The organism is Paenibacillus sp. Root444D2, from assembly GCF_001426375.1.
Taxonomy (GTDB): Bacteria; Bacillota; Bacilli; order Paenibacillales; family NBRC-103111; genus Paenibacillus_E.
In genome coordinates this window covers 1-13968 of the sequence record NZ_LMEO01000045.1, presented here as the reverse complement: position 1 = coordinate 13968, position 13968 = coordinate 1, and the positions used below count along the sequence as shown (strand labels likewise).

The following is a 13968-nucleotide window of genomic DNA, read 5'->3' as shown; positions in this document are numbered from 1 at the left end:
ACCAATATGAGTGAGATTTTTCGATTGGCGACAATTGATGATGCAGAAGAACAATTCAAAGTCATTGATGGCGCCTATGAGTCAATTCGTGAACTAGGAATTACATTTAGAGCCGCGAATGCGGAGATCGACATGATTCGTGAGAACCTTTTAGAAAATACAAGCTATGTATTGGAAATTAACGGCTCTATTGCAGCAACCATTTCATTGAAAAATTTGCCAGAACTGACCGATCTGCCTTTTTTGTATTGGTTTGCTGTCTTACCTGAATTCAAAAATCAAGGTGTCGGCAATCGGCTTCTGACTTATGTGGAAGAGGTCATCGTCAGAGATACCTTGTTGTCATCCGGTGTTGTCCTTGCAACGTCGAAGAATCATCCTTGGCTGCTTTCGATGTATGAACGTAAAGGTTATCAAGCCTTTCACGAAAGGCCGCTAGGTGAAACGGATACATTAGTCTTTCTGAAGAAGACTTTATTCGATCAAGTTCAACTTGCCCAATAACTAGATGCGTAAAGACAGTCGGGAGTCTTCCGGCTGTTTTTTGCTATTCTGTGCTTAAATATGTTACAGTTAAAAGGAGGTGATCGAGCATGTTAAAATTGGGGATTTTGGACCAATCACAAATAGGAGAAGGTCGCAACGCCGCGCAAACGCTAGTTGAAACGACCGAGCTGGCGCAAGAGGCAGATAAACTTGGCTATACGCGTTACTGGGTGTCGGAGCATCATGCGTCTGAGGCGCTTGCTCACTCAAGCCCAGAAGTACTTATCGCTCATTTAGCTGCAAAAACGAATCGGATCCGCTTAGGGTCAGGCGGTATCATGATGCCGCATTATAGTGCATACAAAGTGGCTGAAAATTTCCGTTTGTTGGAGGCGCTGCATCCTGGAAGGATTGACGTTGGTCTTGGGCGTGCGCCAGGCGGCATGCCAATCTCAACGCGAGCGCTGCAAGAGGGGAAATACACAAGCGTAGATCAATACCCGCAGCAAGTTGCTGATTTGACAGGGTATTTATATGATTCGCTGCCTGCGAGCCATCGCTTTGCCGCGCTGCACGCGTCTCCTATTATTCCGACAGCACCAGAAATTTGGCTGCTCGGTTCTTCTTATGACAGTGCCAGTATTGCTGCTAAACAAGGGGCTGCATTTGGTTTTGCCCAGTTTTTTGGCAATGCCGATTGTGAACAAGCGCTGCAGATTTACCGCGAGGAATTCAAACCGTCTATTTTGAATGATAAGCCTCATTCGCTTGCAGCGGTTTTAGTTGTCTGTGCAGATACGGAAGAAGAGGCGAATCGATTAGCGACGAGTACGGATTTGTTCTTCCTCTCCCTTGGCCGCGGCGCGCTGCTGCCCTCATTCCCTTCCGTTGAAACAGCAATGAATTATCCGTATACAGAAGCTGATTTGGCCCTAATACGCGGTCGCCAACACAAGCGTATTGTGGGTACTCCTCAGCAAGTTAAAGCGGAGATTCTCAAGCTGAATGAGGTGTATAAAGCTGATGAGTTTATGGTCGTTTCTCCGATTCATGATGTGGATGCGCGCATTCATTCTTATCGTTTATTAGCCAAAGCGTTTGAGCTGCAAGGGTAAATGTTAACGTAAAGTTTGGCCGTATGGATATAAACTCAATCTTGTAAATCAGAAGCAGCACACCGATTAACGGTGGCTGCTTTTTCTATTGGTATCGTATCCTTACTTCCGCTTCAATGACGTACAGCCTTTATCATGAATACATAATTTTGGATATTAAAAGGAAGAATAAGGGGGAGGTGGTGAAGTTCGTTGTTATTTTCAAACTGGTTCGGAAAAAAGAAGTATCGTTCGATTCCAGAGCATATTAATCAGCCGCCTAGCGACTCGATAAGTGTGTCGTTGGTGCAAAATATAACCTATTTACAAAGTCAGTTCAGTCAAACTCCCGATCTGGTTGTACGGCATTTTATAATCAAACAGTCTGGGGACCAAGCGGCGCTAGTCTACTTGAATGGACTCATAGATAAAAACGCAATCAATAATAATGTGCTTCGGCCTCTTCAATTTGAAACGGGAAGCGGCGATTTGGAATATGGCTTCACGATAAATGTAGGTCAAATCAATCCGTTGTTGTCTTGGCAGCAAATTGAGTCTGCCATTTTGCATGGCAGCAGTATTCTCTTTGTTGGCGGACGAACGGAAGTCTACGCTTTAGGAACGCAAGGGTGGCCGCAGCGGGCAATTGAAGATCCACAGGTTGAGGCTTCTTTAAAAGGAGCACATCAAGGTTTTGTTGAAACAGGAACCCAAAACATTGCTTTAATCCGTCGCTATATTCAAAACCGTGAATTAAAAATTATAGAAATGAACGTTGGACGAAGAGGTAACAGTTTAGTTTCTATCTTATATTTAGCAGATGTTGCGAATCCTGAGATGTTGAAAGAACTTGTAGATAGGATTGAGCAGCTTGATGTCGATGTCATCATTAACACTGGTGAGTTGGCAGAAATGATCGAGGACAATCCGTACTCCCCATTTCCGCAATTAATAACGACGGAAAGACCAGATGCTGCGGCTTCACAGATCTTGCAAGGAAGACTCGCTGTTGTCGTCGATCGTTCGCCCAGTGTGTTGATCGCACCGGTGTCATTTATATCATTTTTTCAAAACATCGACGATTACAGCACACGCTGGTCGATTGCTACTTTTATACGGCTGCTGCGGATTTTCGCTTTTTTCGTCGCCATATTCTTACCGGCATTCTACATTGCCGTCATCTCCTATAATTTCGAGGTTATTCCGGTGAAATTACTGCTCACGATTGGTGAGTTCAGAGGAAGGGTGCCGTTTCCACCCTTTGTTGAAGCGATTCTCATGGAGGTGACTTTAGAAATGATGCGGGAGGCAGGAGTGCGATTGCCAGCCCCAGTAGGGCAAACCGTTGGCATTGTTGGGGGGATTGTTATTGGACAAGCGATCGTACAAGCGGGGTTTATCAGTAATACCATGGTAATTGTCGTTGCTTTTACGGCAATTTCCTCCTTTATCCTGCCTAATTATGATATGGTGGCAGCCGTTCGACTTATCCGCTTCGTCATGATGATTGCTGCTGCCATGTTCGGTATAGTGGGCATCGTTATTGGTTTGATGACGATGATCGGACACTTAATTGCACTCGAATCGCTTGGAACGCCGTACGGCACCCCTTTCGCGCCGGTTCGTTATGCCGATTGGAAAGATACGTTCATTCGTTTACCGTTGTGGAAAATGGGCAAGCGACCACTAGGGGTAAAAGCGACCCAATTGCGGAGGCAAGGTGAAAATCGTCCAGAGGGTGATGGGAAATGAATAGATTTGCAGGTAATGAGATCACCACTATGCAGTATATTTGTCTTAATAGCGGCATTCAGATGAGTGTATTCTTTCTGGCAATGCCGCGAATATTGGCGGAAAAGGCAGGCACAGATGGCTGGATCGCGCTCATTATAGGCTGGATCATCACGGTGGCAGCAAGCTTAATTGTTATTCAGGTGATGAAAAAGCACCCTGATGGCACATTATTTGATCTACTTACACGATATTTGGGGAAATGGACAGCTAGGTTGGCAGCTAGTTTATTTGCCCTCTATCTTTTTTATTACGCTTACACAGGAATCGCCCAGGCTGTATTGATTACGAAGGCATGGTTGCTGCCGCAAACGTCGGCATCTATAGTCATGCTTTTGCTGCTCATCCCAACCTATGTAATAACGCGCAATGGACTTCGCATCTTAGCCAGATATGCGGAGCTCGTTGTTATAATCTCTTGTTGGATACCCGTTGTGTATCTTCTTCCGCTCAAGGATGCTCACTGGCTGAATTTGCTTCCCTTATTAAAAGAAGGATGGAAGCCTGTATTTTCGGCTGTACCTACAACGTTTTTTTCTTATATTGGATTTGCTACAACGTTTATTTTGTATCCGTTTTTGAAGAACAAACAGAAGGCTTCCAGTATCATTATGATCTCCGATACATTGACAATGTTCGGGTATATGTTCCTTACGTTAATCTGCTTTGTCTATTACAGCCCGGACGAAATTCAGAAATACAACGAACCCATGGTCAATATTTTGGAATCCATTGAATTTAAGTTCATAGAACGGATGGAAATACTGTTTATCGCGTTTTTTTTACTCATTTTTTCATTAGCATGGATACCTACTATGTACTTAGGTGTTTATACGACTAGCTGGCTGCTCGGAAAGCAGGATCACCGCAATCATTTTCGAATACTCTGGTTGTTTCTTGCAGTGGGCACGTTTTTTTTCATGCCATCTTTTAATCAAAGTGATCGTATGAATGAGCTTCTTAGAAAGATTGGTTTTGGCATCGAATATGTATTTCCTGGCTGTTTACTGATTTATTTATGGACGCATAATCGTTTTAAGTGGAGGAAGAACATATGAACAAGCGGATGTTTCAAAATATGCTTCTCGGAGTGCTTGTCGTTCTTTCTGCTGGTTGCAGTGATCGGTTAGATATGGAAGATGCCACATTCGCCCTATTAGTAGGATTTGATCTCGATCAAGAAAACAAATTATTGCTTTACAGTACATCACCAGTATTCAGTCAAAGTGCTGAGAAGAAAACGCGTGAAATTGGGGTGACCCCACAAACGAATCGTCAGTCGAGAGAGAAACAGGACAGTTATGCGCCGGGCGTTTTCCAGGGCAGAAGTATTCAAGTCGTACTGGTCTCCAAACGAATACTACAGCAAGAAAACTGGTTTCAATTAACCGATATTTGGTTTCGCGATCCCAAAAACCCGTTAACTTCCAGGGTTATTGCCTTCGATGGACCTATTTCTGAAATTATTCACTTAAATCCGAAAGACCAACCCATGCTGCCTTTATTACTTAGGGATATGGTCGAAACGAAGAATACCCGATCGGAAACGGTAAAGACGACTTTGCAGGAGCTGCACAATCAAATGCGCGAAAAGGGTCAAACTCCCTACATCTCCGAAGTTCGCTTGCTGAATAAACAAATTGCGATGACGGGTATAACACTGCTGGATAATAAAGGGAATTTCGCCGATTCTCTGAACATACAGGAAAGTATTCTACTGCAAATTTTGCAAAATAGGACAAAGCGGGCGGTTAGTTTGACACTTCCCATTCCCGGACAAGTGAAGATCGGGCCGTTCCACACAGATAAATTAAGTCTAAATGCTGAAAAAATAAAAACGAAAGTCAAGACTTCCTACAAAAATGACAAGTTTCAATTCGATATCCATATTACCATGCGCGTTGGTCTATCAGAGCTAACGTTCCCTTACGATGTGAGAAGTCAAGGAAAAGATTTGGAGAATAAAATTAATATTCAATTACAAAAGCAGTTGGAAAGTCTCATACACAAAATACAAGCGGATAAAATTGATCCGATGGGGCTTGGGCTTTATGCCCGAGCGCATGAATATAGCCATTTCAAGAAAGTGGAAGATAATTGGGGTGAGACGTTGGCCAAAGCTGACATTCATGTTTCCGTGAAGACAACCATAGGAGCTATGGGAACAGTGAAGTAAAAGATTAACTCGGAGGGGGACAGCAAGTGAAAAAATATGGCTTGAATGAAATCACCTTCATGCAGTATATCTTTCTCAACTTTGGTATGGTATTGAGCATCGGTTTTTTGTCGCTGCCGCGCGTATTATCCGAAAAAGCAGGTACGGCTGGCTGGATTGCTCTTATCGTCGTTTGGGTTATTTCCATGGCAGCGAGTTTAATCGTCGTACAAGTGATGAAAAGGTATCCTGACGGGACTTTGCTGGATTTAGTGACAGTGTATTTGGGTAAAGGGGCAGGCAAAGTTGTGGCCATCCTATTTGCCCTGTATCTCTGTTACTACGGATACACGGGGCTTGTATATACCGTATTGATTGTTAAACAATATCTTTTGCAGCAAACTCCAGCTTATATCATTATGATTCTGCTGCTCATTCCCACTTATGTCATTGTGCGAAACGGACTTCGCATTTTGGGCAGATATGTGGAATTGGTTATGCTTCTATCTTTATGGATTCCTATTGTGTATTTACTTCCGCTTAAGGATGCCCATTGGCTGCGGCTGTTTCCTGTACTTAAGGAAGGATGGGAGCCTGTATTCGCGGCGGTACCGAGCACTTTTTATTATCATATCGGATTCTCAACCACGTTTATCTTGTATCCGTTTCTCAAAAATAAGCGGATGGCCTCCATCGGTCTTGTTATCTCGTATACATTGACAATGCTTATGTATTTATTCATTACCATTATCTGTTTCGCCTACTTCAGCACAGATGAAATTATGGAATACAACGAACCTACGATCAATGTATTGAAAACGATCGAGTTTACATTTATATCAAGGATCGAAGTCATATTTATCGCGTTTTATCTTCTTATCTTTTCATTGTCTTGGATACCTACGATGTACATGAGTGTTTTTTGTACAACTTGGCTAATCGGAAAGCAAGACCACCGTAATCATTTACGGCTGCTATGGGTGTTCATTGCCGTAGGCACGTTTTTCTTTATGCCTACTGTTTTTCAGAGTGAAAAGATGAATACTTTACTTGGTCAGATCGGTTTGGGTGTTGAGTACATAGCCCCTGTTTGTTTACTTTTATATGTAAGTATACATGATCGATTTAAGTGGAGGAAGCACTTATGAACAAGCGGATGCTGAATGTTATATTCATCTTCTTGCTTGTTTCTTTCGTCCCTGGATGCAGAGATCGGTTAGATTTGGAAAATGCTACAAACAATCTCGCCTTAGGGGTGGATTTAGATAATGAAGACAACTTACTTTTTTATTTGCATAATCCCGTGCACGGCAGAGGTATTAAGAATGAAAATCTAATAGTCAAAGTAGAGTCGCAAACGATTCGACAAGCAAGGGGAAAACAGGATGAACGAGCACCAGGTGTAATTACAGGTAGAAAGGTTCAGGTCATGCTTATCGGAAAGCGCATCCTCGAGCACGAAGATTGGTTCCAGATGCTTGATGTCTTCTTTCGCGATATGAAAAATCCATTAACACCAAGGATCATCGCTGTTAATGGACCTATTTCCGACATTATGTACTTAAATCCGAAAGATCAACCCATTTTACCCTTATTGCTTCGGGGGATGATTGATACGAAGAGTGCTAGATCGGAGACGGTACAAACAACGCTGCAGAATCTGCATTGGCAAATGTTTGAAAAAGGAGTGACGCCCTATATCTCAGAAATTCAGTTGGACAAGGCCAAACGGATCATGCTAACTGGCGCAACGCTGCTGGATCATAAAGGGAAATATAAAGCTTCTCTGGACAAAGAGGAAACCATTTTACTTCAAATATTGAATAAAAATGCAAAGAAGTCTGTTAACTTAACACTTACGATTCCTGGGCGTGAAAAGAGTGGTCCCATCCAAACAGACCATGTAAGTATTATGGTTCAAAGCATGAAAAGGAAGGTTAAGACTTCATACCAACAGAACAAGTTTAGGTTCGATATCAATATTACAATGCCAGTTGATCTTACTGAACTTTTGTTCCCTTTTGATGTGCGAAAGAATGGCAAAGAGTTAGAGGGATTGATTTCTGAACAAGTGAAAAAGAAATTCGAGAACCTCATCAAGAAGATACAGGAGCAGCATATAGATCCTATCGGGCTTGGTCTCAACGCACGGGCTCATGAATATAGAAAATACAAGAAAGTAGAGGAACATTGGGGAGAAGCGCTATCAAAGGCTGACATTCATATTTCCGTTAAGGTAAATATACGAAGCATGGGGCCTTTGAAGTGAATGGACTAGGAGTTGGTACTCCGCTTTGAAAGATAGTCGAATGGATTGGAAGTAAATATTTGCGTTTTTCTTCTTATGCCTTTACACTTAAAACAAAAATGGAGTGGTGAAATGAGTAAAGGTAAAGTTTGGAACAAGGGTAAGCGCAACGGGGGTGGCGGACCAGCGCCTGGAACGGGTTATAAGGAAAAGCTAGCAGCCACCATGCAAGCGGAAGGTAAACCAGTTGAAATTATCGATCTTAAGAATCCGATTAATCAGGTTCAACGCATGAATCGTGAGAATTGGGTCGAGAGACCCGTTCGTGTTAATCGTGAACAACCTAAAAAATAATGCTGATAAGCCTATCCAGACACTTTATGAGTGTTGGGTGGGCTTATTTATTTGTTTTGGGTCAGGCGGGAGTGGAGTTTACCCATTGCTTGGAAGATGAAGATAGGGATTCGGCTCGAGTGAGGGTGGATTTCCAGGTTTACAGTGGATGTGGGGAATAGGGGAGAGAATTGTTGTACAGCGTACAACAATTCCTATCCATTCACCTGGGCTAAAGTGAAGATGTTGTATTTCGTACAACAATTCAGCCTAATTTCCTGCTAAAATGCTACTTTTGGCTGGAATTGTTGTATTTGGTGCAACAATCGCGAGGAAAATGTGGATTCCCTCGCTTAATGTTGTATAAAATGCAACAACATTACATGGATGAGCGAGTAAGTAAACAAATATTTGAACATATACGTCTTGGCTACAGGTATACACATTTACTCGAACTCACTTTCACACCAACCCAAACACCTTATTACTCCAAATTCACTTTAAACAACTGTCCCGCTTGATAGTAGGGGTAATCCATCTTTTGTTGAACCTGCTGCACGAAAAGTGAATCAGTAAGAGATTCAATGACGAATAATCCTAAATCAATAGAGGCTGAAACGCCGCCACCGGTAAAGAGATTTCCGTCTCGGACGATTCGTTTTTTAACGACTTCGGAACAGTATGGTGTCAATAACTCGTAGGCGAAAGGATTGGTGGTTGCTTTTTTTTCATGTAGGAATCCGGCTGCACCTAGTAACAAAGCACCTGTGCATACAGAAACCTTGTAAGTCACATTAGCTGAGGTTTGAAGCCAAGTGATGAAGGCAGAGTCGAATCTAAGGCTTCTCGTTGAAAATCCGCCAGGTACGAACAAGAGATCATAATCCGATAGATCGGGATAGACATGTGTTACCTTAACGGTTAAGCCTCGGTCGTCCGTAATTTCCTCCTTATTGGAGCAGAAATCCCAAGTGACGTTCTCTTTGGCCCCCATAATCCCCATCCATGTGATAGCTTCATAGAAGCCAGCGAAGTCTAACGTGGTCATTCCATCGAATAGTACGAATGCCATTTTCATAAACAGCCACCTGACCTTTCAATTGTCATAGAAGCACAAAAAAGCATTTGATTAAGGATCAAATACTTTGCCCAGGCGTACGGCTGTTTGCGATGTGCTCCCTCATGGTTATCCATGTTTACGCCAGTCACACATCGATTTAATTTTTATAATCTTACAATTGCCCGCACCGAAATACAATATCTTTTTTCAAGTGACGACCATGACATAAACCCTTCACGTCCCCATATGAATGGAAGAGGCGTTTGTTGCGCACGTCATAATGGCAGTAAAGCAGGGAGGGATTGACTTATGAAATCGGTTTTTAAGCTTGAAGTAGAGGAAGCGAGGGTCATGATCGCAGCAGGCATACAAGCGGCAATAGAAGCGAATGCAGCCGAAACGATATGTATCGTAGACGATGGCGGGTATCTAATTGCGTTAGAAAGAATGAATGGCGCTCGCAATACGAGCCCTGAAATCGCCATAGCAAAGGCGTTTACAGCTAGCGGTCACAGGCGCTCTACGCATTTGTTCAATCAACCCGGTGGCCCAGCGACCATCCATGGTGAGGCATTTGGTATTCATGCCATGATGCCTGGTAAATTTGCTATCTTCGTCGGGGGGCTTCCGATTGTGGTGAACGGGAGTGTCATTGGCGGAGTCGGTGTAAGTGGAGGGAATGGAGAGGATGACATTGCGGTGGGGGTTGCGGCGTTAAAGGCGCTGCAGTCTTATTTGGGTAACACGTATGAAGTCATGACAGAGCCTGATATAAAGAAATAGGCATCTTTTCAAAAAGGAAAGCCCCAGTCCCTCTGATGATAGAGAGAAAAGGGCTTATTTTTAACTCATAAGGCTTCTTACATATTGAAAAGTTTCATCAAGCGTATCATCAGCAAGCTGTTCTAAGGAGATGTCGATCCCCGGTTTTACCCGGTGCAGCATCTCTAAGAACGTTTTCGTTTGGAAAATACCCTTACCGGATCGTACCTCTTGCCGTTTGTTGTTCTGAATGACAACATCTTTAAGATGGGCAAGGACGATACGGTCACCGAAAGCAGCAAATGCCTGTTCCAGAAAAATTTCTTGTGACTCAACAGCAGTAGGTGGCATTAGATTCACTGGATCAAACACAACCCCCAGATTACTGGAAGGAATCTCATCCAAAATCCGAACCATTTTCTCAGTACTAGACAACGTGTGAGTGAAAACAGGTTCGAGTCCGATGAAGACACCCCAACGTTCCGCTTCTTCCGCTAATTCTTCAACTGTTTGCTTGAGGGTTGTCCATCCCATGGCCTCATAAAGCTCGGAATCCTGTGAGAGGTACGTCGTTAGGTCAGCTGTTTCCGTCGCAACGATAGAGGTACCAAAGTCTCTGGCGAAACGCAGATGCTCTTTGAACCGGTTGATTTCATGACGCCGCTGCTGGGGATCAGGATGAATCGGGTTAATATAACAGCCAAGCACGCCAATCCGGATACCAGCACGGTGGAATTGCTCGCCAATGTGGTTGGCCAGAGCAGGGCTGAGCCTACCGAGGCTGGTGTCAAAATCACTGATTGCTTTGCTGAGTGCCAGTTGAACGAAGTCAATGCCTCGTCCGCTTAGCTTCTCTGTTAATTGCTTCAATGGAAGATGGCCGACGGTATGGGCTAACGTACCGATTCCCATCTATCTAGCCATCCATCCGCCGTCCACGCACAGTACGTGTCCGTTCATATAATCCGATGCATGCGATGACAAGAACACAACAGGACCTTTCAAATCCTCGGGAGAGCCCCAACGGCCTGCCGGAATTCGGTCTGTAATGGATTGTGTACGTTTCTCATCTTTGAGGATAGGAGCTGTATTATTCGTCGTCATGTAACCAGGGGCGATGGCATTGATCTGGATACCTTTCCCGGCCCACTCGTTCGCTAAAGCTTTGGTCACGCCAGCTATAGCATGTTTACTCGCTGTGTAGCCAGGAACATTAATGCCTCCTTGGTAGGTTAGCATGGAAGCGATGTTCACGATCTTGCCGCTGCCGCGCTCAATCATGTGACGGCCAATTAGCTGACATAAGAAGAAGGCAGAGTTCAAGTTCAGATCAATGACATCGTGCCAATCTTGACGTGCATGGTCAACAGCCGGCGTACGTCGGATGATTCCGGCATTATTCACGAGAATATCGATGCCGTCGTAGATACCGTTAGCTTTATTTACAACATCCTCAAGGATGTCTTCGTTGCTAAGGTCAGCTGCGATCAGCTCGGCTTTGCCGCCTAGTGCTCGGATGGCTTCTACCGTTTGAACGCTTTCGGAAGAGGATACAGCAATGACATTTGCTCCTGCTTCAGCAAGGCCAATGGCCATGGCTTGACCAAGACCGCCGGAAGCGCCGGTTACGAAGGCTGTTTTGCCTGTTAAATTAAAAAGTGTCATGAAGGTTACTCCTTTTTACTATTGAGTTACGATCTGAATACCAGCATCACGGTATTGCTTGGCAATTTCAGCGGGTAGGGCACTGTCTGTTAGGATCATAGCAACTTCAGACAAGGAAGCGAACGTTCGTAAGGCACATTGGCCGAATTTGTAATGATCGGCAACGCCGTAAACCGTTGCGCTGGATCTAATCAATGCACGTTTATAATCGGCATGATCACTTGTGTAGATGGTAAAGCCGTGCTGCAAATGAACGCCAGTAGCAGAAATGAATGATTTCTGAATGTTGAGCTTATTCACATAGTCCACGGCTTCAGGACCTGCGAGCATGTTGCGCAGACGGTAGCCGCCTGGAACAACCAGACGGATTTCTTCCTTATGCAAGAGCTCGGAGATAATAAATAGATCATTCGTTACAACAGTAAGCGGCTGATTCTCCAGCCGCCTAGCAATTTCAAGTGTTGTACTGCCGCCATCGAGGGCAATGATATCTCTTGGTTGAATGTATCGCAGAGCTATCGTCGCGATTTCGGATTTCTGATCGGCATGCTTAATGATCGGCTCTTTCGTTGAAAGTATGCCAAGCTGATCACTTTGAGCGAGCACCGCTCCGCCATGAATGCGGACAAGCAGCCCTTTTTCTTCGAGTTTGGCCAAATCTTCGCGAATCGTTTTACCAGTAACGTCCAGCCGTTCGCTAAGCTCGTTCACCGTTACTTCTTTCTGTGCCAGAAGTATTTCCATAATGGTTTCATATCTGCGTAAAGGGTTCATCGGGTGTCATCCGTTTCTAAATAGAGGTTACCGACTATTTTAAATCTTTCATGGCCACGGCGTCCATATCATCAAAAATTTGATTTTCGCCAGCCATGCCCCAAATGAAGGTGTAGTTGTTCGTGCCAACACCGCTATGAATGGACCAGCTTGGGGAGATGACAGCTTGCTCATTACGCATAACTACGTGACGTGTTTGCTGCGGCTCACCCATCATGTGGAACACTACCGCATCTTCCGGCATGTCAAAGTAGAAGTAAACCTCGGAACGACGATTGTGTGTATGGGAAGGCATTGTGTTCCACATGTTGCCTGGCTTCAGAAGTGTCATACCCATAACGAGTTGACAGCTTTTTATGCCGCCTGTGTGGATGTATTTGTAAATCGTGCGCTCATTGGATGTATTGATGCTGCCTAAATGAGTAGGAGTAGCTTCGCTGATGGCGACTTTCACCGTTGGATATGTTTGGTGAGCAGGTGTTGAATTAAAGTAGAATTTCGCTGGCTCGGCAGCGTTATCACTAGCAAACGTAATATCCTTCGCGCCAAGACCAATATAAATGCAATCTTTGGAATCCATGTTGTAAACCGTACCGTCAACGGTGATCGTGCCTCTGCCGCCAACATTAATAATACCGATCTCGCGGCGCTCTAAAAAATAATCTGCAGCCATTTCTTTCTTGTCAGCTTGCAATTGAAGTGCGCCCGTAATTGGAAGGACACCACCAATGATGAAACGGTCAACGTGGGAATAAACCAATTTAATTTCATTAGGTGAGAACAAAGCGTTAATTTGAAACTCAGCTTGCAGGCGTTCAGTGTCAAATTGCTTAACTTCATTCGGGTGTGATGCGTAGCGGATATCCATCGGTTAATCTCTCCTCATATTTGGTTTATTTATGTTGATATTCGTTCATATAGGTTTAATTTACTCCAATAATGGGGTTTAGGCAAGGGTTTTCAGACCTATGTTTCAAAAGTTTCTGTTCGGGTGAATAAAGGATACGGAATAAGTAAACAACAAACAAACGAGCCTGGTTTACAATTAGGAGGTTAGCGCATGGATAAAAGTCATTATTTCGATCACGTATGTAACGATACGATTCCTACTCAGCCTGAGGAAGAGGCTACAACACCAACAGATATGCTGAGTGAGGCAGTTGAGGAAATCATGGATAATGTGAAAAAGGTGTTCTCTGCCGGCGATCCCGATGATCGGGGTTAGGAAGTGGAAGAGCTCCTCCCGAAGATGGGAGAGCGCTGAAAAGGACCTTGTTGTTGTCTACATGTGTAGATAACAAGGTCCTTTTTTTATTTTGGGATTAGGCGACGATGCTTCCCTTATTTAGGGTAGTTTGCAACGGATTTTTGCTAGGTTAAGTAAGATTTGGGATTGCATTATAGGCAAATTGAGGTTACTAGATGAATGAATTCATGTTCGCGGTTGAATGATGTTGTAGAAAGTACAACAATTACTACCTAAATCTCACCTTTTTCCATTAGTTGTTGCATCATGTACAACAATTCTATAAAGCCCCCTAATTAAGTTGGACACTTTTAGGCTAAGAAAATACAATGAAATTAGCCGGAGGTTGTTCGT

General features: G+C 43.8%; 15 protein-coding genes and 1 riboswitch. Of the genes, 10 read left to right on the top strand and 5 right to left on the bottom strand.

All coding sequences use genetic code 11. The features are described 5' to 3' along the window. The first annotated feature begins 6 nt into the window (after nt 1–6). From ASD40_RS21870 to ASD40_RS21835, 8 genes are all read left to right on the top strand, one after another. Entirely contained in the window at nt 7–504 is a 498-nt protein-coding gene (locus ASD40_RS21870; RefSeq protein WP_057305284.1) for a GNAT family N-acetyltransferase, read from the top strand. Nucleotides 505–593: 89 nt separating this feature from the next. Further along, the gene (locus ASD40_RS21865) at nt 594–1601 is read left to right on the top strand and encodes an LLM class flavin-dependent oxidoreductase (protein WP_057305283.1); all 1008 of its coding nucleotides are present in this window, start codon (nt 594–596) and stop codon (nt 1599–1601) included. Between the two features lie 192 nt (nt 1602–1793). Then, nucleotides 1794–3332: a spore germination protein gene (locus ASD40_RS21860; protein WP_200957454.1), complete on the top strand. Its 1539-nt coding sequence runs from the start codon at nt 1794–1796 to the stop codon at nt 3330–3332. Beyond that, a complete protein-coding gene (locus ASD40_RS21855; protein WP_057305282.1) occupies nt 3329–4429 on the top strand; it encodes a GerAB/ArcD/ProY family transporter in 1101 nt (366 codons plus the stop codon). Before ASD40_RS21860 ends, ASD40_RS21855 begins: the two co-directional genes overlap by 4 nt. Beyond that, nucleotides 4426–5547 (top strand): Ger(x)C family spore germination protein, encoded by a 1122-nt coding sequence (locus ASD40_RS21850; RefSeq protein WP_057305281.1) that lies wholly within the window; start codon nt 4426–4428, stop codon nt 5545–5547. Before ASD40_RS21855 ends, ASD40_RS21850 begins: the two co-directional genes overlap by 4 nt. Before the next feature lie 26 nt (nt 5548–5573). After that, nucleotides 5574–6674: a GerAB/ArcD/ProY family transporter gene (locus ASD40_RS21845; RefSeq protein ID WP_057305280.1), complete on the top strand. Its 1101-nt coding sequence runs from the start codon at nt 5574–5576 to the stop codon at nt 6672–6674. After that, nucleotides 6671–7795 carry a Ger(x)C family spore germination protein gene (locus ASD40_RS21840; RefSeq protein WP_057305279.1) on the top strand — a complete coding sequence of 375 codons (1125 nt, stop codon included), beginning with the start codon at nt 6671–6673 and terminating at the stop codon, nt 7793–7795. Before ASD40_RS21845 ends, ASD40_RS21840 begins: the two co-directional genes overlap by 4 nt. 111 nt (nt 7796–7906) lie before the next feature. Beyond that, nucleotides 7907–8128 (top strand): hypothetical protein, encoded by a 222-nt coding sequence (locus tag ASD40_RS21835; protein ID WP_057305278.1) that lies wholly within the window; start codon nt 7907–7909, stop codon nt 8126–8128. Between the two features lie 463 nt (nt 8129–8591). Here ASD40_RS21835 and ASD40_RS21830 read toward each other — a convergent pair whose 3' ends face one another. Beyond that, nucleotides 8592–9185, bottom strand: a complete 594-nt coding sequence (locus ASD40_RS21830) for a DJ-1/PfpI family protein (RefSeq protein WP_057305277.1) — start codon at nt 9183–9185, stop codon at nt 8592–8594. Nucleotides 9186–9247: 62 nt separating this feature from the next. Further along, nucleotides 9248–9326, bottom strand: a riboswitch (ZMP/ZTP riboswitch). Between the two features lie 150 nt (nt 9327–9476). Between ASD40_RS21830 and ASD40_RS21825 the strand changes: the two genes are divergently transcribed. Beyond that, nucleotides 9477–9950 (top strand): GlcG/HbpS family heme-binding protein, encoded by a 474-nt coding sequence (locus tag ASD40_RS21825; RefSeq protein ID WP_057305276.1) that lies wholly within the window; start codon nt 9477–9479, stop codon nt 9948–9950. A 60-nt stretch (nt 9951–10010) separates the two neighbouring features. On the opposite strand, the gene ASD40_RS21820 is transcribed toward ASD40_RS21825, so the two are convergent. Genes ASD40_RS21820 through kduI form a run of 4 tightly spaced genes read right to left on the bottom strand, consistent with a single transcriptional unit; the run spans nt 10011 to nt 13236 of the window. Next, nucleotides 10011–10841 carry a sugar phosphate isomerase/epimerase family protein gene (locus ASD40_RS21820; RefSeq protein ID WP_057305275.1) on the bottom strand — a complete coding sequence of 277 codons (831 nt, stop codon included), beginning with the start codon at nt 10839–10841 and terminating at the stop codon, nt 10011–10013. Continuing rightward, nucleotides 10842–11594, bottom strand: coding sequence for a 2-dehydro-3-deoxy-D-gluconate 5-dehydrogenase KduD (gene kduD, locus ASD40_RS21815; protein WP_057305274.1), 753 nt, complete (start codon nt 11592–11594; stop codon nt 10842–10844). 18 nt (nt 11595–11612) lie between these two features. Beyond that, complete coding sequence (locus tag ASD40_RS21810; protein ID WP_057305273.1) at nt 11613–12368, bottom strand: DeoR/GlpR family DNA-binding transcription regulator; 756 nt, start codon at nt 12366–12368, stop codon at nt 11613–11615. Nucleotides 12369–12402: 34 nt separating this feature from the next. After that, nucleotides 12403–13236: a 5-dehydro-4-deoxy-D-glucuronate isomerase gene (gene kduI / locus ASD40_RS21805; protein WP_057305272.1), complete on the bottom strand. Its 834-nt coding sequence runs from the start codon at nt 13234–13236 to the stop codon at nt 12403–12405. Nucleotides 13237–13428: 192 nt separating this feature from the next. Between kduI and ASD40_RS37390 the strand changes: the two genes are divergently transcribed. Then, complete coding sequence (locus ASD40_RS37390; protein ID WP_156390148.1) at nt 13429–13593, top strand: hypothetical protein; 165 nt, start codon at nt 13429–13431, stop codon at nt 13591–13593. The last annotated feature ends 375 nt before the right edge of the window (nt 13594–13968 follow it).

What these genes read in the sequence shown, in the direction of transcription:
- ASD40_RS21855 (WP_057305282.1), top strand. Translation starts at nt 3,329, where the DNA reads ATGAATAGATTTGCAGGTAATGAGATCACCACTATGCAGTATATTTGT.
- ASD40_RS21850 (WP_057305281.1), top strand. Translation starts at nt 4,426, where the DNA reads ATGAACAAGCGGATGTTTCAAAATATGCTTCTCGGAGTGCTTGTCGTT.
- ASD40_RS21840 (WP_057305279.1), top strand. Translation starts at nt 6,671, where the DNA reads ATGAACAAGCGGATGCTGAATGTTATATTCATCTTCTTGCTTGTTTCT.
- ASD40_RS21835 (WP_057305278.1), top strand. Translation starts at nt 7,907, where the DNA reads ATGAGTAAAGGTAAAGTTTGGAACAAGGGTAAGCGCAACGGGGGTGGC.
- kduI (WP_057305272.1), bottom strand. Translation starts at nt 13,236, where the DNA reads ATGGATATCCGCTACGCATCACACCCGAATGAAGTTAAGCAATTTGAC.
- ASD40_RS21825 (WP_057305276.1), top strand. Translation starts at nt 9,477, where the DNA reads ATGAAATCGGTTTTTAAGCTTGAAGTAGAGGAAGCGAGGGTCATGATC.
- ASD40_RS21865 (WP_057305283.1), top strand. Translation starts at nt 594, where the DNA reads ATGTTAAAATTGGGGATTTTGGACCAATCACAAATAGGAGAAGGTCGC.
- ASD40_RS21820 (WP_057305275.1), bottom strand. Translation starts at nt 10,841, where the DNA reads ATGGGAATCGGTACGTTAGCCCATACCGTCGGCCATCTTCCATTGAAG.
- ASD40_RS21830 (WP_057305277.1), bottom strand. Translation starts at nt 9,185, where the DNA reads ATGAAAATGGCATTCGTACTATTCGATGGAATGACCACGTTAGACTTC.
- ASD40_RS21870 (WP_057305284.1), top strand. Translation starts at nt 7, where the DNA reads ATGAGTGAGATTTTTCGATTGGCGACAATTGATGATGCAGAAGAACAA.
- ASD40_RS21810 (WP_057305273.1), bottom strand. Translation starts at nt 12,368, where the DNA reads ATGAACCCTTTACGCAGATATGAAACCATTATGGAAATACTTCTGGCA.
- kduD (WP_057305274.1), bottom strand. Translation starts at nt 11,594, where the DNA reads ATGACACTTTTTAATTTAACAGGCAAAACAGCCTTCGTAACCGGCGCT.
- ASD40_RS37390 (WP_156390148.1), top strand. Translation starts at nt 13,429, where the DNA reads ATGGATAAAAGTCATTATTTCGATCACGTATGTAACGATACGATTCCT.